Raw genomic sequence first — 21,427 nt, 5'->3', positions numbered from 1 at the left:
GTCATGCCCTCCCCAGAACCAGCGAGCTGTTGATGCCGCCGAAGCCGAACGAGTTGGACATCACCACGCTGATCGGCTGTCGCACCGGCTCACTCAAGAACTTCAGCGAAGGGTATTCGGCAAGCTCGGGGTCGTAATTCAGGGTGGGCAACAGCACACCGTCACGCAGGCTCATCAGCGACAGCACCGCTTCGATCGCGCCACTGCCTGCCAGTGAATGACCGATGGCGGACTTGTTGGCGGTGAAGGTCATGAAGTCCTGGCAGCCGCCAAACAACCGCTGCAAGGCCAGCGCTTCACAACTGTCATTGGCCTGGGTGGAGGTGCCGTGGGTGTTGACGTGTTGCACGGCACTGCGCAGCAGCCCGGCGTCTTCGATTGCGGCTTCCATGCATTCCTCGTATTTGCTGCCATCGCGGCTGCTGGAGGTCATTTTCTGCGCCTCGCAGACATTCGCATAACCGAGCACCTGGCCCAGTGGCGCAGCCTTGCGTCGTTTGGCGTGTTCCGCGGATTCGAGAACGACCATCGCCGAGCCCTCGCTGAGGACAAAACCGCTACGGTCGGGCATGAACGGGCGGCTTTGTTCGCTCGCCGGCAAGTCGGCCTGACAGAGCGCGCCGAGGCTGTTGAACATGTAGTAGGGCAATTCGTTGGCCATCAACTCGACGGCACCACAAATGGCCAAATCGATCTCACCGCGCTCGATGGCCCGGTAAGCACTGCCGATGGCCATGGTGCCGGCGGCACAGGCATCGGAATGGGTCGAGATGTGATCGCGGATGCCGAGCCGATCAGCCAGATGCTGCGTCTGTTGATCGACCCGCCGGATGAAGGTCGCACTGGACGCTGCCGGACTGTCCAGCAGACGGTCGAGGTCGACCCGTCCGGCCTCATCCATGCAACGGCTGAGCCGCTGCAGATCGTGGCTGTCGGCACAGTACTTGTTGGCGCCCAGAAACAGACCGCTGCGACTGTGGGCAAAGTCTGCCGGCGTCAGGCCGGCGTGCTCCAGCGCCTGCCGGGCGACGTACTCGACCAGCACACTTTGCCGTGGGTGCAGCGCCGCGTTGCCGCCGAAACCGGCCGCGATGCGCTGCCACTGCGTATCGTCGATAAATCCGGCGGCGCTGTTGTTGAATCCCAGCGCCTTGAACCGAGGATGTTCGCGGACACAGGATTGCTTCCGGCAAATCCGCTCGAACAACGTGGCAGCGTCCAGCGCCATCGGCGCCACCAGACCGAACCCGCTCACATAGACTTCTCGTGCCCGCATGAGAACTCCTACACCGCTTCTTTGGCGTGAGTGGTAACAAACTGCTCAACCAATTGACGGGACACTTCATCGCCATCCGCCGGCACCAGACGCGCACTGCACGCGCCGCAGACCACTTGTTGGCGCTCGTTCAGAACCGCCTGGTGAGCGTTGCAATCCGGGCAGGTCGCCGGCAGGTAGTTGAAAAGATTGCGGCACTGGTTGGCCCAGTTGCGCACGGTGGTCGCGGCGAACACTTGAGCCGGTTGCATGCCCGCCTTCAGTTGATCCGGGGTGTAGGCGCTCAGGCTTTGCTCAAGCAGGGCTTTGCCGCTTTCGGTAATGCGACCGCTGGCGAGAAACTCGCTGGCATCACCGCAAACCGCCACCGCATGATCCAGCACGCTGGTTTTCGGCAGTGTGCAGCCATATTGACGGCCCAGCTGGAAGCTCAGGTCGACGATGTCCAGGGAATCGGCACCGAGGTCTTCGACAATGCTGCTGTTTTCTTCGATGTCATTCGCATCCATCACCAACAGCTGTGCGAGGATTTCGCGAGTGCTGGCAACGACATGTTCCAAGTCCAATGGATTATTCATTTCTATCTCCCTATATGTCGTGACTACTTCATGAATTCGACTTATGAAAAGTAACTTTTCCCACAGCAACTTCTCACGCGGCGGAAATCTAAACTCTGCCCTTAAGGGGAGAGTCAACGAACTATTCAAGGTTTTTTTACAACTCGAAAAAAGTCTGCAAAACCCTACTGACACCGCACCTCCTTGGTGCGATGAACGACTTATTTACTTAACAAAGACGGGGTAAGGTGGGGCGCCCGCGGTATCAGGCAGGCCGACTATCGAAAGCAACTAAGGACGCAACGGAACAGACGTACTAAAAGTAAAAACCAGACAAGTAAAATAGTTATAACTTCATAACCTTTGTTTTAGATCAGTACTGCCGTTAATTGATTTTGCTGGAAGGTTTACGTCTCCATCCGTAGACGCTGGCAGCGTTTCTGGATATCTGCATGTCGAGCACAGACATCTGGGCAAAAGCACGGCGCTATAGGGTGCAGCTTCCGTTTGATCGCCTTGTCTGGAGCCGACACATGACTGCCCCTATCACCGTTCTACGCGACACCCATCCGCTGCCGGTACTCGACGCCTGCAAATGGGAAAAACTCGAAGGCGACCCGCACACCGTCAACCTCAACGCCTACACCAGCGAAGACGGCAGCAAGATCATGGGCACATGGATCTGCACACCGGGCAAGTGGCGCGTCGATTATGTGAAGTGGGAGTACTGCCATTTCCAGGAAGGCTACTGCGTGATCACCCCGGACGGCATGGAGCCGATTCACCTGCGTGCCGGCGACATCTTCGTGGTTGAGCCGGGCATGAAAGGCACGTGGGAAGTGGTTGAGACCGTGCGCAAATATTTCGTGTTTGCCTGATGCAAAAAAGCCGGGAGATCACCCGACGTGATGTCCCGGCAAACAATGTCTGTTACACAAAAGTCCCCTGTGGCAGCTAGCCTGTTCGCGAAAGCGGACGGTCAGTCACCTCCGCGTTGAAGCGACCGCCGTCATCGCGAGCAGGCTCGCTCCCACAGTTTGTTCAGCGCTGTCCGTCTATTGCAGGCTTGCGATAGCTGTTGATGATCGCCGAGAAGTCTTTCCCGCCATCCCCACGCTGACTCATCGCTTGATACAACTGCTGCGCCACTGCGCCCAGAACCACCGGCTGATGCGCCTGACGCGCCGCTTCGGTCGCCAGCCCCAAATCCTTGAGCATCAGTTCCGCACCGAATCCACCGGTATATCCACGCGAGGCCGGCGCGGTTTCAACAATTCCCGGCCACGGGTTGTACATCTCCGAACTCCAGCAACGCCCGGTCGAACTGTTGATGATCCCGGCCAGCACCGAGGTGTCGATGCCCAGCGCATCGCCCAGCGCCATCGCCTCGCTGACGCCGACCATCGAAATCGCCAGCAGCAGGTTGTTGCAGATCTTGGCGATCTGCCCGGTGCCAACTTCACCGCAATGCACGATGTTGCGGCCCATCTGTGCCAGCACCGGTTGCAGCGTGGCGAACAGTTCTGGCGTGGCGCCAACCATGAAGGTCAACGTGCCGGCGGTCGCACCGCCGGTGCCACCGGACACTGGCGCGTCGGCCATGGCCACACCCTGTTTTGCCGCAGCGGCCGCTACGTCACGGGCAGTCTGCGGATCGATGGTGCTGCAATCCACCGCTGGCACACCTTGGCGAATGCCAGCCAGCACACCGTCATCACCGAGCCAGACACTGCGCACATGCACCGCCGCCGGTAGCATGGTGATGACCAGTTCAGCGTCCTCAGCGGCTTCGCGGGCCGAGGCACGAATGCTGCCGCCCAGTTGCTCCAGTTCCGCCAGCACGGTTTTGTTCAGGTCGACCAGACTCAGCGAGTGGCCGGCCTTGATCAGGTTACGCGCCATCGGTGCGCCCATGTTGCCAAGACCGATAAATGCGATTTTCATGGTCGATTCCTCAGCGCAGGTTGATGGTGGTGTTCACGCCGTCGTTGACGCTGTCGTCATCGAACCAGCGCGCGGTGACCGTTTTGGTCTGCGTGTAGAACTGCACCACTTGCTTGCCGTACGGGCCGAGGTCGCCGAGTTTCGAACCGCGCGAACCGGTGAAACTGAAGAACGGTACCGGCACTGGAATCGGGATGTTGATGCCGACCTGGCCGACGTCGATTTCAGTCTGGAATTTACGCGCCGCCGCACCGCTCTGGGTGAACAGGCCCGTGCCGTTGCCGAACGGGTTGGCGTTGACCAGCGCAATCGCCTGATCAAGGGTGTCGACTTCCAGCACCACCAGCACCGGGCCGAAGATTTCCTGGGTGTAGATCTGCATGTCGGTGGTCACGCCCGAGAACAGGGTCGGGCCGACAAAGTTGCCTTGCTCGTAACCCGGCACCTTGATGTCGCGACCGTCCAGTTCCAGCTTGGCGCCTTCCTTGATACCGCTTTCGATCAGATCGAGAATTCGTGCTTTGGCTTTCTTCGAGATCACCGGGCCGACATCGGTGCCCGGCTCATTGCCGGCGTTGACGGTGAGTTTCTGCGCCAGCGCTTTCAGATCCGGCAGCCATTGCTTCGCCGCGCCGACCAGCACTACCACGGAGGTGGCCATGCAACGTTGCCCGGCCGCACCGAAACCGGCGCCGACCAAGGCATTCAGCGCTTGCTCGCGGTTGGCATCGGCCAGCACCACGGCGTGGTTCTTCGCGCCCATCATCGATTGCACGCGCTTGCCGTGCTTGCCCGCCAGGTCGTAAACGTGAGTGCCGACAGCGGTCGAACCGACGAAGGACACGGCTTTGATGTCTTTGTGCGTGCACAGGCCATCGACCACGTCTTTACCGCCGTGGACCACGTTCAACACACCGGACGGAACGCCGGCCTCGATTGCCAACTCGACCAGCAACATGGTCGACAGCGGATCCTGTTCCGAAGGCTTCAAGACGAAGGTGTTGCCGCAGGCGATGGCCATCGGGAACATCCACAGCGGAATCATCGCCGGGAAGTTGAACGGCGTGATGCCAGCGCACACGCCGATCGGCTGACGCAGCGTGTAAGTATCAACACCGCCGGCGACGTTCTCGGCGAACTCGCCCATTTGCAGGCTGCCGATGGAGCAGGCGTGCTCGACCACTTCCAGGCCACGGAAAATATCGCCCTCGGCGTCGGCAATGGTTTTGCCTTGCTCGGCGCTCAGGACGACAGCGATGCGTTTGGAGTGTTCGCGAATCAGCGCTTGCAGCTTGAGCATGATGCGCATGCGCGCGCCGATCGGGGTCAGTTTCCAGGTCTGGAAGGCGCGCTGAGCGGCGCTTACGGCGGCATCGACTTCAGCTGCGGTGGCAAACGGCACTTTGGCCAGCACTTGCTGGGTCGCCGGGTTGACGATGTCGTGCCATTCGGTGGTCTGCGACTCGACCCATTCGCCATTGATCAGCAGTTTGACCTTCTGGACGGTGGTTTCGTTGGGCGTAAGCGATGCGTTCATGCTGGTCTCCGAAACTTGTTTTTATCGTAGGAGCCAAGGCGAAAGGTTCGCCTTGAGATGAGGCGTGTGTCACGAATTGGTTGTCGGACTGTTTTTGGAGTATAGATGTGCAAACTTCTAATAAGAACGCACATATAAGCCCGTCCATCATGCAAAAAAACATCACCTCTCTAGGCTCGCTGAACTGGGACGACCTCAAGTTTTTCCTCGAAGTCGCCCGCACCCGCAAGGCCAGCACTGCTGCCAAACGGCTGGCTGTCGACTACACCACGGTGTCGCGGCGGATCAGTTCGTTGGAGGCGGCATTGGGGACTTTGCTGTTCGAGAAGTCGCGGACCAGCGGCTTCGTCCTGACCACCGAAGGTCAGCGTTTGCTCGGTTATGCCGAGTCGATTGAGAGCACATTGCACATGGCTTGCGAGCAGGTGTCAGGCTCCGGCGTGGCGTTGTCCGGGCATGTGCGCATGGGTTGCACGGAAGGCTTCGGCAGTTTTTTCATCACGCCGCAGCTGAGCCATTTCGTCGACGCCTACCCGGCCATCTCGGTGGACATCCTGCCGCTGCCACACTTCATCAGCCTGTCCAAGCGCGAGGCCGACATCGTCATTGCGCTGGAACGCCCGGAGCATGGGCCGTACGTGTGCTGCAAACTCTGCGACTACCGCTTGCAGCTCTACGCGACCCAGGACTATCTGGACCAACACCCACCGATCCGCCGCCCGGCAGACTTGAGCAAGCATCAATTCATCAGTTATGTGGATGATCTGGCGTTCAGCTCGGAGCTGCTGTACCTGGCGAACGTGTTGCCCGGCGCCAGCGCCAACTTGCGCAGCACCAGCGTGATCGCGCAGTTCGTTGCAGCGCAGCAAGGGCGCTCGCTGGCGATTCTGCCGTGCTTCCTCGCCGCACAGGACCCGCGCCTGCTGCCGGTGTTACCGGAGGAAATCGATATTACCCGGCAGTTCTGGATGTACTGCCGGGAGGATCTGCGCAAATTGAAGCGGATCACCTTGTTGTGGGATTACATCCGTGAGGTGACTGAGCGTAATCAGGATCTGTTGATGGGCAAGACCCGCGACATGCAATTCGCCGACTAATCGGCGCTGACCACAATCGCGACACGGCGGTTTTCCGTGCGACCGGCCGTCGTATCGTTGGACGCCACCGGCTCTTTGCTGCCCAGGCCCTGCAGCTGGATGTTCTCTTGCTTCATGCCGACTGTGCCCAGCACGTTGGCGACACTTTTCGCACGACGCAGCGATAGTTGCTGATTGTAGGTTTCCTTGCCCGATGCGTCGGTATGACCATCGACCCGCACGCGCTCGATGCCAACAGCCAGCAGGGCCTTGCCGATGCGTTCGACGATCTCGGTGCTTTGCGGGTTCAGGCTTTCCACGTCGCTACCGAACAGTACTTTGCCAGACAGGCCAAACTCCCAACCCTCGTCGGTCAGTTCAAAACCCTGTTGTTTGAGTACCGCGACTTGCGCCGGGGTCAGGCCTTTTTGCGGTGCGGTCTGGCAACCGGTCAGAGCCAGTACGGCCATCAACAGCGCCGCGTAAAAAGATCGAATGGACAGTGTGAACACGACAGTCAGCTCCTGGTTTGAACGGAATCGACCGGGTGTTCCGCCCCGGCCGTGAATTGGGCGCCGCGCGACAGACGCTTGGCTTGATACATCGCCGCATCGGCGGCGTCGAGCAAGGCCCCGGGCGCGGCACCATGATCAGGGAAAACCGCAATGCCAATACTGAGCGAGGTCACCACACTGGTGTCGCCCGGCAGCGCGATGGGCATGTCCATGCTGGCGAGGATCTTGTCGGCAATGGTCTCGGCATCTTCGACCTTGTGCAGCGGCGTGAGCAGAACGGCGAACTCGTCACCGCCCAGCCGCGCCACCAGATCCTCTTCACGCAACTGCGCACGAACGCGATTGGCCACCGCCACCAGCACCGCATCACCCGCAGCGTGGCCGAAGTTGTCGTTGATGCCTTTGAAGCGGTCGCTGTCGAGAAACAACACGGCAACGCGCTCATCGTGTTTGCCGGCATTACGCAACGCGCGGATCAAGCGTCCTTCGAAAAAAGCACGATTCGGCAGACCGGTAAGGCTGTCGTGGCTGGCCTGGTGAGCGAGGGTTTCGTTTTCGTTCTGTAGATGGGTTTGCCAGGACTCCAGCTCATCGAGCAAGGCGTTGAAGTCATTGCCGAGATTGTCGAGTTCGGCGATCTGTGCCGGCGGCACGCGGCGGTCCAGCGCTCGTTCGCTGCGTGCGGCGTGAGCCACATTGGCCAGACTGCGCAGAGGACCGGTGATCGCGCGTAACTGGCGGCGCGCCAGATGAAGCGCAACCCAGGCGCTGATCGCGGTACAGAGGATGATCCCCGCCAGACCGCTGAGCAGAAAGCGCATCAGGCTGCCACCATGTCCGGTGAGCAGTACACGACCGATTTCACGGTCCTGATGCTCAATCGGCAGGCTGATGGGTTTTTCCAGGATGGCGCGGGTGATCTGCATTTCCAGCTCAGAGAACAAACCGTTTTCCGGACGTTGCCAATGCGCGAGCAGTTGTCCCTGACTGTCCAGCACCTGGGCTTCAGCGACCTCTTCGGTGGAAGCAATCAGCGCCAGCGATTCGTTGGCGGCGGTCTTGTCGTTGAACACCACCGCGGCTTCCACGGTGTAGCTGATCGAACGGGCGATCAAGTGCAGGTTGTGATCGGCGTACACCCGTAAAGCCAGTACGCCGAGCAACGTCAGCGAAACGCTGGCCATCGCCACGCCCACCAGCGCGACCGTCAAATGCCCTCGGCCAATGACCGAGCCCAGCGTTGGGCGGCTATTCGATCTGAACAGGTTCATGGCGCCGCCGGTTTACGACGCGACAATTGCAGCACGCTGGGGTGAATGCGCACGCCACTGCGGGCAACGGAGTCGAGATTGACCTCGAAGGACACCTGATCATCGCCAACGCGCAGACAGAACAGGCTGCCGACGGTGCATTGATCGCCACCTTCGCTGATGCTCAGCACCGGGTGACCGATCAGCGAAGCGAACAAGCGAGTGCGTTCATCCGCGGTGAGTTTGCCGATGTACACCGCATCGCATTCGCTGACGATCGCCGGGTTGTCGGCCAGCAGGCGACGTACGGTGACAGGCCGGCCGGTGGCTTGCGTGGTGCCTTTGACCAGATCGTCGGTGTATTCGGTCGGACCAACGATGCACAGGCGCAATTGCGCCGGTTCCACCGGCCAGCGCGCGTAACTGAGAATGCCAAGAACAACCTGCGTGACAGATTTGGCCCGTTGCTCGGCCATGCCCGTCGGCGCCTGCGGCTGCGCGACAGCCGCGCCCGTCAACATCCAGAGCAGAGCAACAAGCAACGCGTGCTTGCAGACAACTACGCGCCCTGTCGCCCAGACAGACACCTTCATGCAGGGATTCTCTTGGATCGTAGCGAAATGATGCCGCAACGATAGCACAGCGCTGAAACGCCAGCGAGACAGCGACCTCTGACCGGTCGGTCAGTAAACGCCGTCAATCGTCGGGATTTTCACCTCACAGGCACGGTCCCCTCTTCCAGTTCCAGCATCAACCCGCTCAGGCGCTTGACCTTGCGCTGCACCGCTTCTTCAAACACGCCCGCTCGGGATTCGATCAAGGTGAACCAATGCTTGGCCCGGGTGATACCGGTGTAGATCAATTCTTTGGTCAGCACCGGATTCAAGGCATCGGGCAGAATCAGCGCCGTATGGGCAAACTCCGAGCCTTGGGATTTGTGCACCGTCATCGCGTAGACGGTTTCGACGTCATTGAGCCGGCTCGGCAATACGAAGCGCACGCCGCCCTGACCATCGTTACGCGGGAACGCCACGCGCAACACCGGTTTGCCGGCGTCGGGTCCTTCGCGCTCGGGCAGTTTGAGGGCGATGCCGATGTCGCCGTTCATCAAGCCCAGACCATAATCATTGCGAGTCATCAGCACTGGCCGTCCTTCGTACCATTGCTGATCGTTTTCGATCAGACGTGCTTTGAGCAGCGCGGCGGTGATCCGTTGATTCAGACCTTCGACGCCCCACGGCCCTTTGCGCACGGCACACAGCAACTGGAAGGTGTCGAACGCCTGCAAGACTTCGCGGGCCCAAATGACCCAGTCCGGATGTTCGAGTGGCCGACCCAAGGGTGGACGCTGATCACGCAGCACGCTCAGATAATGGCGATAGCCTTGTGGGCCGTCGCCATGTCCCTCAAGCAACAGGCGCTCGAGCTTGTGATCGTGTTCGCCCTTGAGCGGCAGCGAATACACATCGTCATAGTGCCCAGCCGTGAGCAACTGGCGCGCTTCATCCGGCAACTGTTGGTTGACCCGACGCGCGAGCTGACCAATCCCACTGCCCTCACCGAAGCGCCGGGAGTGGCGCAGCATCACCACTTGCTGGGCCAGCGGGTGGGTGCCATCGACATCTTCATGCAAGCCACTGTCCTGCAGCGACTCACCGCTGACCGACTCCAGCCACTGTCGGGTCTGCGGGTTGTACCAGCCACTCTCGGCGTCTCGGCACAAATCCCCCAGCACCGCGCCGGCCTCCACAGAGGCCAATTGATCCTTGTCGCCCAGCAAGACCAGCCGTGCATGGGGAGGCAAGGCATCGAGCAGATTGGCCATCATTTCCAGGTCGATCATCGAGGCTTCGTCGACCACCAGCACATCCAGGGGCAGGCGGTTGCCGGCATGGTGACGGAAGTGCCGGGTGCCAGGACGACTGCCCAGCAGACGGTGCACGGTGGTGACGTCGCAAGGAATCTTCGCCCGCACCTCTTCGCTGACTTCGAGCGACTGCACTTGCTGACTGATGGACTCGGTCAACCGCGCCGCAGCCTTGCCCGTCGGTGCCGCCAGGCGAATCCGCAGCGGTTGGTCTGCGGCGACTGCGGGCGCTTGAAGCAAGGCCAGCAAACGCACCACGGTGGTGGTTTTGCCGGTGCCCGGACCGCCGGTGACGATGCTGAAGGCACCACGAGTAGCAAGGGCGCAGGCGAGTTTCTGCCAGTCGATCACTTCACCCGTTTTCGCTGATCCGAACAGCTCGTTCAAGCGCTGCGGCAGATCGTCCGGCGTCGGCTCCACTTGCTGCAGACGCTGACGCAACGCGGTATCGATGCGCCGTTCGTAAGCCCAGTAGCGTCGCAGATACAGGCGTTTTCCCGAGATTACCAACGGACGTTGTTGTGCTGAATCGCTGCTATCCGCGGCCAGTGCGACCAGAGAGCTGCCCGCTAGAACCTTGCACCAGTGAGCACCATCGAGCGCCTCGAGCAATTGCGAAGGCAGCAACAAGACACCACCTTGCACGTCTCCTTCGGGGGGTAGCGACAGCGCGAAGTCGGGCGCTTTCAGGGTTTCATAAAGATCAAGACAGACATGACCGTGGCCAAGTTGATGACTGGTCAGAGCAGCAGCGAGCAGCACCAGCGGATCCGTATCGCGATCAAGTTCGTGAAGGAACGCGACGAATGCTTTGTCCAGCGCACGCAGCCAGCCGCGCTCGACCCACCGGGTCAACAAGATCAACAGGTCATCGGCACTGGTAAGGGGCGATAACTTCGACAGACTGTCAGCAGCCAGCGGTGTAGGGAGCAGATCGGCAAAGGTGCGGCTCATAGCAGGACTCCCTGTTCCCAGGCGGGTTCGGTCTTGGGTTCGGGTTTGCCTTGGAACATCCGGTCGAGGCGCTCGATAAGCTCACGGGGCGGACGTACAAAATAGACACCGCGACTGTCGGCGCGAGTACCGCGCAGAAACAGATACAACGCCCCGCCGACATGCCGGTCGTAATCGTAATCAGGCAGCCGGGCCTTGAGTTGGCGGTGCAACGCCAGCAGGTACAACACGTATTGCAGGTCATAACGGTTGTCGAGGATCGACAGTTCCATGGCCTGCTCGGTGTAGGCCAGATCATCCACGCCGAGCCAGTTGGATTTGTAGTCGGCCACGTAGTAACGGCCATTGTGTTCAAAGGTCAGGTCGATAAAGCCTTTGAACATGCCGTTGAGTTGCACCGGTTCTGCCGCCACGCGGGCCACGCCGCTGTGAGTGTGCTGACGCACCAGTTCGTCGAGTTTGAGGACATCGACTTTATGGCTGGCGAACCAGAACTCCATCTCGACCCGATATTGCTTCAGTTGTTCTAGAACAACAGGCGGCTGACCACCTGCAACTGGCAGTGGCGACTTGAGCAGATGCTGCAGCCAGTCACTCAGGGTGGTGATCCAGCCTTCCCAGCCACGCAAGTTACAGCGACGGGCAATCGCATCTTCCAGCGCCTCGCGGGTAACCGCAAAGCCGTCATCACCGGCCCACTCCAGCAAACCGTGAAGAAACGTTCCTGGATTTGGGCCACGAGGAAAGCGGTGGATATCGGCGCCGCCGGCAATGATTTCTCGCGGGGCGTCGGGGTCCAGGCGTTCGTCATCAAACAGCTTTTGCGCTTGCGGGCTGTCCGGCGCTTCATCGCTGCCGACACTCAATACGTCGCTGATGCGCAATGCGCTGTAGGAAGCGATCCACCAGTTTTCACTGGCCTTGCGCTTGGGCAACAGCGTGGCACTCAGCACGGCGTCATTGCGTGGCGGCTGGTAATGCTCGTCGGTGGGTTGTGGCATTTCATCGATGTGGATGGACGGGCAGTCTTGTTGCAGGTCTTGCAGCCAGCGTTTCAGTTCGCTGGACTCGCCCAGCGATGTGCCACCGCCGAGCAGATAACCCAGTGCCGAAAGGTGCAGCACCGAACTGTTGTTATTGCCTCGCTTGAGGTCCGTCACGCCCAACCAGCAGGCGTGCTGCGCGCGGGTGAGGGCAACGTAGAGCAAGCGCAGGTCTTCGGCCAGGCGTTCGTCGTCCGCTTGCGCAATCAGCTCAGCGGTTGGTTTCAGACTCACCTGGGCCTTGCCCTCGGCATCGTGGTAATGCAGTGGCAAGCGACTGCCATCTACCGGTTTCGCCGAGCAAATGAACGGCAGGAACACCAAGGGATATTCCAGGCCTTTGGACTTGTGGATGGTCACGACTTTGACCAGTTGCTCGTCACTTTCCAGGCGCAGAATCTGCTCTTCGCCAGCCTGACCGGACACAGCCAGCAGTTCAGCCAGATGACGAATCAGCGCTTGTTCACCGTCCAGCTCCGCAGCCGCTTGCTGCATCAATTCCGACAGGTGCAAAAGGTTGGTCAGTACCCGCTCGCCATCCGTGCGTGTCATCAAGGTTTGCGGCAGATGGAAGTCATGCAGCAGGCGGCGCAACATCGGCAGTACACCTTGTTTGCGCCATAGCTCGCGATAGCCACGGAACTGCATGACCCGGGTTTCCCATACCAGTTCGTCCTGGTTCAGACGTTCCAGCTCTGCCAGTGGCAGGTTCAGGGTGATACAGGCCAGCGCGGCTTTCAGGGAACGTTCGACATCCGGTTCGGCACAGGCCTTGAGCCAGGACAACAGGTCGTGAGCCTCTTGCGCCGCGAACACCGAATCCTTGTCCGACAGATAAACACTGCGCACGCCGCGGGCGGCGAGTTCACTGCGGACGGCCTGGGCTTCTTTGCCGTCGCGCACGAGAATCGCAATGTCGGACGGCCTCAGACCTCTGAAGTCTTTGCCATCCTGCACGAACCCCGCGTTAGCGCTTTGCCCGCCATTGAGCAGCGCGGTGATTTCGCTGGCGCACGCGGCTGCCAATTGCTGGCGATAGACAACGCCGGACAGTGGCTGATCGCTGGACAAGTGCCAGACATTCAGCGCCGCGACTTCCTGACCGGCAACCTGCAGCCGTTCGTTGCGGCCCTGAGATTCCACGGGCAGGAACGGCACCGGGTTCTCGCCGTTTTTCTCGCGGAACAAAAACGCGCCGCGTCCCTGCTCTCGGGACTCGGCACGTGCGAATACATGATTGACCGCGTTGACCATGCCGTGGCTGGAACGGAAGTTGGTGCCCAGCGTATGCAGCCGACCAGTAGTGGCCTGACGTGCGCGCAGGTAGGTGTAGATGTCTGCACCGCGAAAAGCGTAGATCGCCTGCTTCGGATCACCGATCAGAAACAGCCCGGTGTCAGGACTGTTTTCCTCAATGCGATAGATGCTTTCAAAGATTCGGTACTGCACCGGGTCAGTGTCCTGAAACTCGTCGATCAGCGCGACCGGGAACTGTTCGCGAATCAACGTCGCAAGACGCTCGCCCCCGTCGGATTGCAAAGCTGCATCAAGGCGCAACAACATGTCGTCGAAGCCCATCTCGGCGCGACGCCGCTTCTCTTCTTCAAAGCGTGCGCCTACCCATTTGGCGGCATGTTGCAGTACAGCGGCATCGGGGGTCGGCAATGCATCGAGGCTCGATTTGAGTTTCGGCATGGCGTCCAGGCCCGGGTGGCTCGGGGCCTGACCTTTCCACGCTTCGGCCATGCCGTCGGGGGTCAGTCGGGTGAAACCGGTGCCGATATCCAGTTGCTCCAGGGACTCGTCTTCGGCCCATGCCTTGAGCTTTTCAAACCAGGGTTCGAAGTACCGCGCCTGCATTTTGCGCCCGTCGACGGATTTGCTCGCAACACCTTGATGGCAGATGGCGAGCAATTCGTCTGCCCACTGACGCCATGGCATTTTCAGTTCGATCAGCGCTGCACGGCGTTCTTGCAGGCATTCATCGATCAGCTCTGCGGGAGCCTTTCCTTCGTCGCTGTCACGCTCACTGGCGAACAGCCCGCGCACGCGAGGCAACAAGGCCGCCGGCCCGCCCCAGTTGCTGCGAACCCAATTCAACGCATCGTCCTGCATCGGGTAACAGAACAGCCGCCAGTAATCGCGCAACACTTCGCCGAGCAAGTCGCTGTGATCGGTTTCCAGGGATTGAGTGAACAAGCTGCCGCTGTCGAACGCGTGCTCACGCAGCATGCGCTGACACCAACTGTGGATGGTCGAAACGGCGGCCTCATCCATCCATTGCGCAGCGACATCGAGGCGGTTGGCACAACCGGGCCACTGTTGGGCGTCGAACTGATCACGTAATTCGGCGATCAGTCCATCGGGTGCAGGCGTTTCGTCGCGAAAAAATCGAGCGGCTTCAGCCAGGCGCGTGCGTATGCGCTCACGCAGTTCCTTGGTCGCGGCATCGGTGAAGGTCACCACGAGAATCTGCGGCGGCAACAATTCGCGGCCGAACCCGCTCGACTCGTCACCATGCCCCAAAATAAGCCGCAGGTAGAGCGCAGAAATCGTGAAGGTTTTACCGGTACCGGCACTGGCTTCGATCAACTGGCTGCCCTGTAACGGAAAGGCCAGGGCAAGGGGTGTCTTGGTACTCATGTTCGAGCCCCTTCAGTGGACAGTGAACGCCACGGTGCTTCAAGCAGGGGGCGATACAACGCGTCGCACCAGCCGGAGAAGGTTTCGTCCTCAAGCAATGCATCGAAGTCGGAATATTGCCGGGACAACGCAGGGCTCTCGCGGCGCTCACCTTCGCTGGTCTGCCCGTCACCTTCATAGGCTTTACGCGCTGCCGCTTCGGCCTTCAGCGGGTCAGTCTGGGAAAGCCACGAAAAAGCGGTTTTTACTGCGATCGGCAGTGGCTGTCGCATGCCTGCCTGCCAGGCGAGGAGCAAATCGCCAAGGAAACCTATCGCTCGTTCTCGCGCCATGGGTTCAAGCAACAACGTGTCGTCGCTGGCTACCAACGCAGTGCTCAAGGAAAGCCCGCTGGCGCAGGCCACCAGATGATTGACCCACGGTTTGGTCAGGCGATGCCATTTGCGGCTTTTGATCGAGCCAATGCTGTTGGGAATAGTGGTGACCGACAACAGCCCCCCATCGGCACGCTGATGCAAACCCGCAAGCCATCCTTCCAGACGCAAACCCTGCAATTCAAGGTTGACCGGCATCGCGCTGCTCAAAGGGACGGGCCAAAGCGTCAGCAGTTGTTGATAACGCTGTAGCAAATCCGGCAAAGGTTCGATCAGCTCACGTTGCAGGCACTCGCCGAACCCGGCCATTGGTAGCAGACCGCTATTCTGCAGACGTCGGGCTTGGGCAGTCAGCGCCTGATCGACATTGTCCGGCTGCCTGAGTGCGGCTTCGAGCAGACTGTCGCTGAGTGTGTAGCGCTGCAATGCGTCCAGTACGAAGGGTTCCTCATCGGCTAGCGGTGCTTCGGCGGCCTCGAAATACACTTTGAGGCGTTGGGTGAAAAAATGCCGAACCGGGTTGCGCAAAAAGTCCTGCAACAACGCGAGGCTCAACGGTTCCTCTTGCACATAAGGGCTGAGTAACTGTGCTTCGTTTTGAGATTCACGCTGTTGATGCAGAACCTGCCATTCACTGGCATAGCTGAAGAGTTGGTCGCCTTCATGAAAATAGCGCGCACTGAACGGCTGCAGCGGATGTTCTTGCGTCATGGCACCCAGTAGATCGCAATTTTCGTCAAGTAATCGCCAACCGCTGGCGAGGTGATCGCGCAACTGGCCGATCAGTACTGAGGCCGGTCGCTCACTGTTGTCGCGGATGCTGCGGCCGACCCAACTGATGTACAGCTGGTTGCGTGCTGACAAAAGCGCTTCAAGCAAAAGATAGCGGTCGTCTTCACGCCGCGAACGATCGCCCGGACGGTAATCGCTGCCCATGAGATCGAAATCCAGCGGCGGCTGCGCACGGGGATAGTCGCCGTCATTCATCCCCAGCAGGCAGACCAGTTTGAATGGAATGGCGCGCATGGGCATCAGCGTACAAAAGTTCACGGCACCGGCCAGGAAGCGCTGAGACAGACGCCCCTGATCAAGGCCGGCGAGCCAGGCTTCGCGAACGACTGTCAGTGGTAACTCATCCGTCAGACCTACAGCCTCACATGTTTCCAGCCAGGTTTCGCGAAGCTCTTCCAGCTGGGTCAACAAGTAGTCGTCATGCTCGTTGCTGGCTTTGAAGAACAGTTGCATCAGCGCTTGCAATCGATAGCCCCACTCCTTGGGCTGAGCGGGCTGGGTGAGCTGCTGATGGGCAAGTTCCAAGGCATCGAGCAGGGCCACCAACGGCCCGATCAGTGCGGCGTCGAGTCCACCAATTTCATCATAAGGTTCAATCCCTTCACACGCATTGGCGCTGCCTACGGCGTAGCCCAGAAGCATGCGGCGCAGACCGAAATGCCAGCTGTTTTGCTCGAGCTCGTCGGGTAAACCCAGGCCCGCGCGTTGCTCGGCATTCATGCCCCAGCGTACACCTGCGCCTTCTATCCAGCGGTGCAGTGTTGGCAAGTCGCGCTCCTCAACACCAAAGCGCGCGCGAAGTGCAGGCACGTCGAGCAGGTCGAGGATTTCACTGACCGGAAAGCGACTGTCGGGAAGCTTGAGCAGGTGTTCGACTGCGATCAGCAGTGGATCACGACCTCGCTGTCCCTGATCCGCCAATGTGAATGGAATGAACCGGGCATCGTGGCGATCAAGCTGACCAAACACCGCGCGGATATGCGGTGCGTAGCTATCAATGTCAGGCACCATCACGATCACATCGCGAGGACGCAGATCTGGATTGGCGCTGAAGCGCGACAGGAGTTGGTCGTGCAGTATTTCGACTTCACGCTGAGCGCTGTGGGCAATGTGAAAACGGATCGACTCGTCATGTACCAGATCAACAGCGGGCCAGTGTTCGCGGGTTTCATTGAGTGGGCGCAACTCCAGGATGTCGTCCTGTAATTGATTGAGCAGGTTGTGCGGCTGAGTGTCGCTGAACAGGTCTATGCGGCCATCGCGAAAAGCCGCCCGATAGCTGTTGGGGTCGTCATAACTGTCGAGCAGGTTGATGTAATCCCGGCCTTGTTTACCCCATGCGGCCAATAGCGGATGAGCGTGTTGATGCAGTGCATCAGGGTCCAGCACTGTGGGCATTCCAGTCTTGCGCGATTGCCGCTTGTATTGATGCCGCAGCAGATCCTTGTCGGCGACAATATCGGCCCAGTGGTGTCGGCACGGGTTGTGAACACACAGCAGGACCTGACTGAAACGCGCAAGCCCGGCCAGTGCTTCAAGCACCTGGGCTGGCAGCGAAGAAATACCGAAAACGATTACCCGCGAAGGCAATCCCGCGGGAGCTTCGGCAAGATTGTTGATGCGTTCGATGAACCGTTGGTGAACGCCGGCACGACTCTGTGCCATACCCTGTTCCCCCACGTCATCCAGCAGCGCACGCCACAACTCTGCCTGCCAGCAACTGGTCGGAGTCAGCGCTTTTACTTCTCCCCTGACGCTACGCAACTGATGCCGACCTTCGGCCCAGTCCTCCAGCCAGTCGGCCCGATAAACCTGATACTGATCGAACAGATCCGCCAAGCGTTCGGACAATTGATAACGCTTGCGCAGGTCGGTGTCATGGGTGAGGAAGCGTTGCAACGGCTCGAAATGTGGGCGATCAATAACCTGGGGGAGCAGGCGCATGAGGCGCCAGGTCAGCGGGGCTTTATCGAGCAGGGATTTGGGAGGAATTTCATCTCGGCCCAGTACCATGCGGTACAGCTGCCACATGAAACTGCCCGGCAGTTGCACATCAATCGCTGCCGCGATACCGCAACCGCCGAGATCATCTTCCTCAGGGTCTTCAGCCAAGGCCAATTTGAGCCATTGGGCGATACCATTGCTCTGTACCAGCGCTATTTCGTTTTCCAGGGGAGCCAGTGGGTAACGTCGCATTATGCTGATCACAAGGCTGCGCAGTTCGTCCAGGCTATTACTCTGAACCACCATGAATGCAGCGTTGAGGGACTGAGCGTCCGGCATAAAGGTTTCCTTGGAAAAGTACAAAAGCCAGGGCAGAACCTTAGCATTCTCGGCAGATTGTGAAAGCCGGACAGCGCCTGTGAATGCTGTAAGAACTTTCCTGCGGACAAAACAAAACCCCAACTGCTTTCGCAATTGGGGTTTCGGAATTTAATCTTGACGATGACCTACTCTCACATGGGGAAACCCCACACTACCATCGGCGATGCATCGTTTCACTGCTGAGTTCGGGATGGGATCAGGTGGTTCCAACGCTCTATGGTCGTCAAGAAATTCGGGTACTGAGTCGTGACCAGAGGGCCTCGCTTCAGCAAATTGGGTATGTGACAGCTTTCGGTGTTTTGTGAACATCGAACTTTCGGTTCGTTTCGTCTTCACACACCGCAATCTGGTCTCTCTCGAGTTCGCAAATTGCTTGGGTGTTATATGGTCAAGCCTCACGGGCAATTAGTATTGGTTAGCTCAACGCCTCACAGCGCTTACACACCCAACCTATCAACGTCGTAGTCTTCGACGGCCCTTCAGGGAACTCAAGGTTCCAGTGAGATCTCATCTTGAGGCAAGTTTCCCGCTTAGATGCTTTCAGCGGTTATCTTTCCCGAACATAGCTACCCGGCAATGCCACTGGCGTGACAACCGGAACACCAGAGGTTCGTCCACTCCGGTCCTCTCGTACTAGGAGCAGCCCCTCTCAAATCTCAAACGTCCACGGCAGATAGGGACCGAACTGTCTCACGACGTTCTAAACCCAGCTCGCGTACCACTTTAAATGGCGAACAGCCATACCCTTGGGACCGGCTTCAGCCCCAGGATGTGATGAGCCGACATCGAGGTGCCAAACACCGCCGTCGATATGAACTCTTGGGCGGTATCAGCCTGTTATCCCCGGAGTACCTTTTATCCGTTGAGCGATGGCCCTTCCATACAGAACCACCGGATCACTAAGACCTACTTTCGTACCTGCTCGACGTGTCTGTCTCGCAGTCAAGCGCGCTTTTGCCTTTATACTCTACGACCGATTTCCGACCGGTCTGAGCGCACCTTCGTACTCCTCCGTTACTCTTTAGGAGGAGACCGCCCCAGTCAAACTACCCACCATACACTGTCCTCGATCCGGATAACGGACCTGAGTTAGAACCTCAAAGTTGCCAGGGTGGTATTTCAAGGATGGCTCCACGCGAACTGGCGTCCACGCTTCAAAGCCTCCCACCTATCCTACACAAGCAAATTCAAAGTCCAGTGCAAAGCTATAGTAAAGGTTCACGGGGTCTTTCCGTCTAGCCGCGGATACACTGCATCTTCACAGCGATTTCAATTTCACTGAGTCTCGGGTGGAGACAGCGCCGCCATCGTTACGCCATTCGTGCAGGTCGGAACTTACCCGACAAGGAATTTCGCTACCTTAGGACCGTTATAGTTACGGCCGCCGTTTACCGGGGCTTCGATCAAGAGCTTCGCGTTAGCTAACCCCATCAATTAACCTTCCGGCACCGGGCAGGCGTCACACCCTATACGTCCACTTTCGTGTTTGCAGAGTGCTGTGTTTTTAATAAACAGTCGCAGCGGCCTGGTATCTTCGACCGGCATGAGCTTACGGAGCAAGTCCTTCACCCTCACCGGCGCACCTTCTCCCGAAGTTACGGTGCCATTTTGCCTAGTTCCTTCACCCGAGTTCTCTCAAGCGCCTTGGTATTCTCTACCCAACCACCTGTGTCGGTTTGGGGTACGGTTCCTGGTTACCTGAAGCTTAGAAGCTTTTCTTGGAAGCATGGCATCAACCACTTCGTGTTCTAAAAGAACACTCGTCATCAGCTCTCGGCCTTAAGATCCCGGATTTACCTAAGATCTCAGCCTACCACCTTAAACTTGGACAACCAACGCCAAGCTGGCCTAGCCTTCTCCGTCCCTCCATCGCAATAACCAGAAGTACAGGAATATTAACCTGTTTTCCATCGACTACGCTTTTCAGCCTCGCCTTAGGGACCGACTAACCCTGCGTCGATTAACGTTGCGCAGGAAACCTTGGTCTTTCGGCGTGGGTGTTTTTCACACCCATTGTCGTTACTCATGTCAGCATTCGCACTTCTGATACCTCCAGCAAGCTTCTCAACTCACCTTCACAGGCTTACAGAACGCTCCTCTACCGCATCATCCGAAGATGATACCCGTAGCTTCGGTGTATGGTTTGAGCCCCGTTACATCTTCCGCGCAGGCCGACTCGACTAGTGAGCTATTACGCTTTCTTTAAAGGGTGGCTGCTTCTAAGCCAACCTCCTAGCTGTCTAAGCCTTCCCACATCGTTTCCCACTTAACCATAACTTTGGGACCTTAGCTGACGGTCTGGGTTGTTTCCCTTTTCACGACGGACGTTAGCACCCGCCGTGTGTCTCCCATGCTCGGCACTTGTAGGTATTCGGAGTTTGCATCGGTTTGGTAAGTCGGGATGACCCCCTAGCCGAAACAGTGCTCTACCCCCTACAGTGATACATGAGGCGCTACCTAAATAGCTTTCGAGGAGAACCAGCTATCTCCGAGCTTGATTAGCCTTTCACTCCGATCCACAGGTCATCCGCTAACTTTTCAACGGTAGTCGGTTCGGTCCTCCAGTTAGTGTTACCCAACCTTCAACCTGCCCATGGATAGATCGCCCGGTTTCGGGTCTATTCCCAGCGACTAGACGCCCTATTAAGACTCGCTTTCGCTACGCCTCCCCTATTCGGTTAAGCTCGCCACTGAAAATAAGTCGCTGACCCATTATACAAAAGGTACGCAGTCACCCAACAAAGTGGGCTCCCACTGCTTGTACGCATACGGTTTCAGGATCTATTTCACTCCCCTCTCCGGGGTTCTTTTCGCCTTTCCCTCACGGTACTAGTTCACTATCGGTCAGTCAGTAGTATTTAGCCTTGGAGGATGGTCCCCCCATATTCAGACAAAGTTTCTCGTGCTCCGTCCTACTCGATTTCATGACTAAGAGATTTTCGCGTACAGGGCTATCACCCACTATGGCCGCACTTTCCAGAGCGTTCCGCTAATCTCAAAGCCACTTAAGGGCTAGTCCCCGTTCGCTCGCCACTACTAAGGGAATCTCGGTTGATTTCTTTTCCTCAGGGTACTTAGATGTTTCAGTTCCCCTGGTTCGCTTCTTGCACCTATGTATTCAGTACAAGATAACCATCTTATGATGGCTGGGTTCCCCCATTCAGACATCTCCGGATCAAAGTCTGTTTGCCGACTCCCCGAAGCTTTTCGCAGGCTACCACGTCTTTCATCGCCTCTGACTGCCAAGGCATCCACCGTATGCGCTTCTTCACTT

At 58.5% G+C, this 21,427-nt stretch carries 12 protein-coding genes and 2 rRNA genes (1 of these 14 only partly in view); 2 read left to right on the top strand and 12 right to left on the bottom strand.

The annotated features are described in order from the left end of the window. Window position 1: 1 nt before the first annotated feature. Both PspR84_RS03815 and PspR84_RS03810 read right to left on the bottom strand, forming a co-directional pair. Window positions 2-1,276: a beta-ketoacyl-[acyl-carrier-protein] synthase family protein gene (locus tag PspR84_RS03815; RefSeq protein ID WP_160055595.1), complete on the bottom strand. Its 1,275-nt coding sequence runs from the start codon at window positions 1,274-1,276 to the stop codon at window positions 2-4. Between the two features lie 8 nt (window positions 1,277-1,284). Continuing rightward, a complete protein-coding gene (locus PspR84_RS03810) occupies window positions 1,285-1,854 on the bottom strand; it encodes an acyl carrier protein (RefSeq protein WP_160055593.1) in 570 nt (189 codons plus the stop codon). Window positions 1,855-2,366: 512 nt separating this feature from the next. Here PspR84_RS03810 and PspR84_RS03805 point away from each other — a divergent pair. Beyond that, on the top strand, window positions 2,367-2,711 hold the full coding sequence (locus tag PspR84_RS03805) for a cupin domain-containing protein (protein WP_039592382.1): 345 nt from the start codon (window positions 2,367-2,369) through the stop codon (window positions 2,709-2,711). Window positions 2,712-2,874: 163 nt separating this feature from the next. Here the strand turns inward: PspR84_RS03805 and mmsB are convergent, their stop codons facing one another. Further along, window positions 2,875-3,777, bottom strand: coding sequence for a 3-hydroxyisobutyrate dehydrogenase (gene mmsB, locus PspR84_RS03800; protein ID WP_160055591.1), 903 nt, complete (start codon window positions 3,775-3,777; stop codon window positions 2,875-2,877). Window positions 3,778-3,787: 10 nt separating this feature from the next. Further along, window positions 3,788-5,314, bottom strand: coding sequence for a CoA-acylating methylmalonate-semialdehyde dehydrogenase (locus PspR84_RS03795; RefSeq protein ID WP_160055590.1), 1,527 nt, complete (start codon window positions 5,312-5,314; stop codon window positions 3,788-3,790). A 149-nt stretch (window positions 5,315-5,463) separates the two neighbouring features. On the opposite strand from PspR84_RS03795, the gene PspR84_RS03790 reads away from it, so the two are divergent. Beyond that, a complete protein-coding gene (locus tag PspR84_RS03790) occupies window positions 5,464-6,411 on the top strand; it encodes a LysR family transcriptional regulator (protein WP_160055589.1) in 948 nt (315 codons plus the stop codon). Here the strand turns inward: PspR84_RS03790 and PspR84_RS03785 are convergent. The 8 genes from PspR84_RS03785 to PspR84_RS03750 all read right to left on the bottom strand — a co-directional run. Continuing rightward, window positions 6,408-6,902 carry an OmpA family protein gene (locus PspR84_RS03785; protein WP_160055588.1) on the bottom strand — a complete coding sequence of 165 codons (495 nt, stop codon included), beginning with the start codon at window positions 6,900-6,902 and terminating at the stop codon, window positions 6,408-6,410. The genes PspR84_RS03790 and PspR84_RS03785 overlap by 4 nt on opposite strands. A gap of 5 nt (window positions 6,903-6,907) precedes the next feature. Then, entirely contained in the window at window positions 6,908-8,176 is a 1,269-nt protein-coding gene (locus PspR84_RS03780) for a diguanylate cyclase (protein WP_160055587.1), read from the bottom strand. Further along, entirely contained in the window at window positions 8,173-8,748 is a 576-nt protein-coding gene (locus PspR84_RS03775) for a YfiR family protein (protein WP_160055578.1), read from the bottom strand. Before PspR84_RS03775 ends, PspR84_RS03780 begins: the two co-directional genes overlap by 4 nt. A 119-nt stretch (window positions 8,749-8,867) precedes the next feature. Beyond that, window positions 8,868-10,976 carry an exodeoxyribonuclease V subunit alpha gene (gene recD / locus PspR84_RS03770; RefSeq protein WP_160055576.1) on the bottom strand — a complete coding sequence of 703 codons (2,109 nt, stop codon included), beginning with the start codon at window positions 10,974-10,976 and terminating at the stop codon, window positions 8,868-8,870. Next, window positions 10,973-14,662, bottom strand: a complete 3,690-nt coding sequence (recB, locus tag PspR84_RS03765; RefSeq protein WP_160055574.1) for an exodeoxyribonuclease V subunit beta — start codon at window positions 14,660-14,662, stop codon at window positions 10,973-10,975. Before recB ends, recD begins: the two co-directional genes overlap by 4 nt. Continuing rightward, window positions 14,659-18,111 carry an exodeoxyribonuclease V subunit gamma gene (gene recC / locus PspR84_RS03760; RefSeq protein ID WP_160055572.1) on the bottom strand — a complete coding sequence of 1,151 codons (3,453 nt, stop codon included), beginning with the start codon at window positions 18,109-18,111 and terminating at the stop codon, window positions 14,659-14,661. Before recC ends, recB begins: the two co-directional genes overlap by 4 nt. A gap of 154 nt (window positions 18,112-18,265) precedes the next feature. Further along, window positions 18,266-18,381: ribosomal RNA gene (gene rrf / locus PspR84_RS03755) — 5S ribosomal RNA — on the bottom strand. 156 nt (window positions 18,382-18,537) lie between these two features. Further along, a 23S ribosomal RNA gene (locus tag PspR84_RS03750) occupies window positions 18,538-21,427 on the bottom strand (it continues 4 nt past the right edge of the window).

Origin of the sequence: Pseudomonas sp. R84, from assembly GCF_009834515.1 — a bacterium.
Taxonomy (GTDB): domain Bacteria; phylum Pseudomonadota; class Gammaproteobacteria; order Pseudomonadales; family Pseudomonadaceae; genus Aquipseudomonas.
This window is presented reverse-complemented; position numbering and strand designations above follow the sequence as displayed.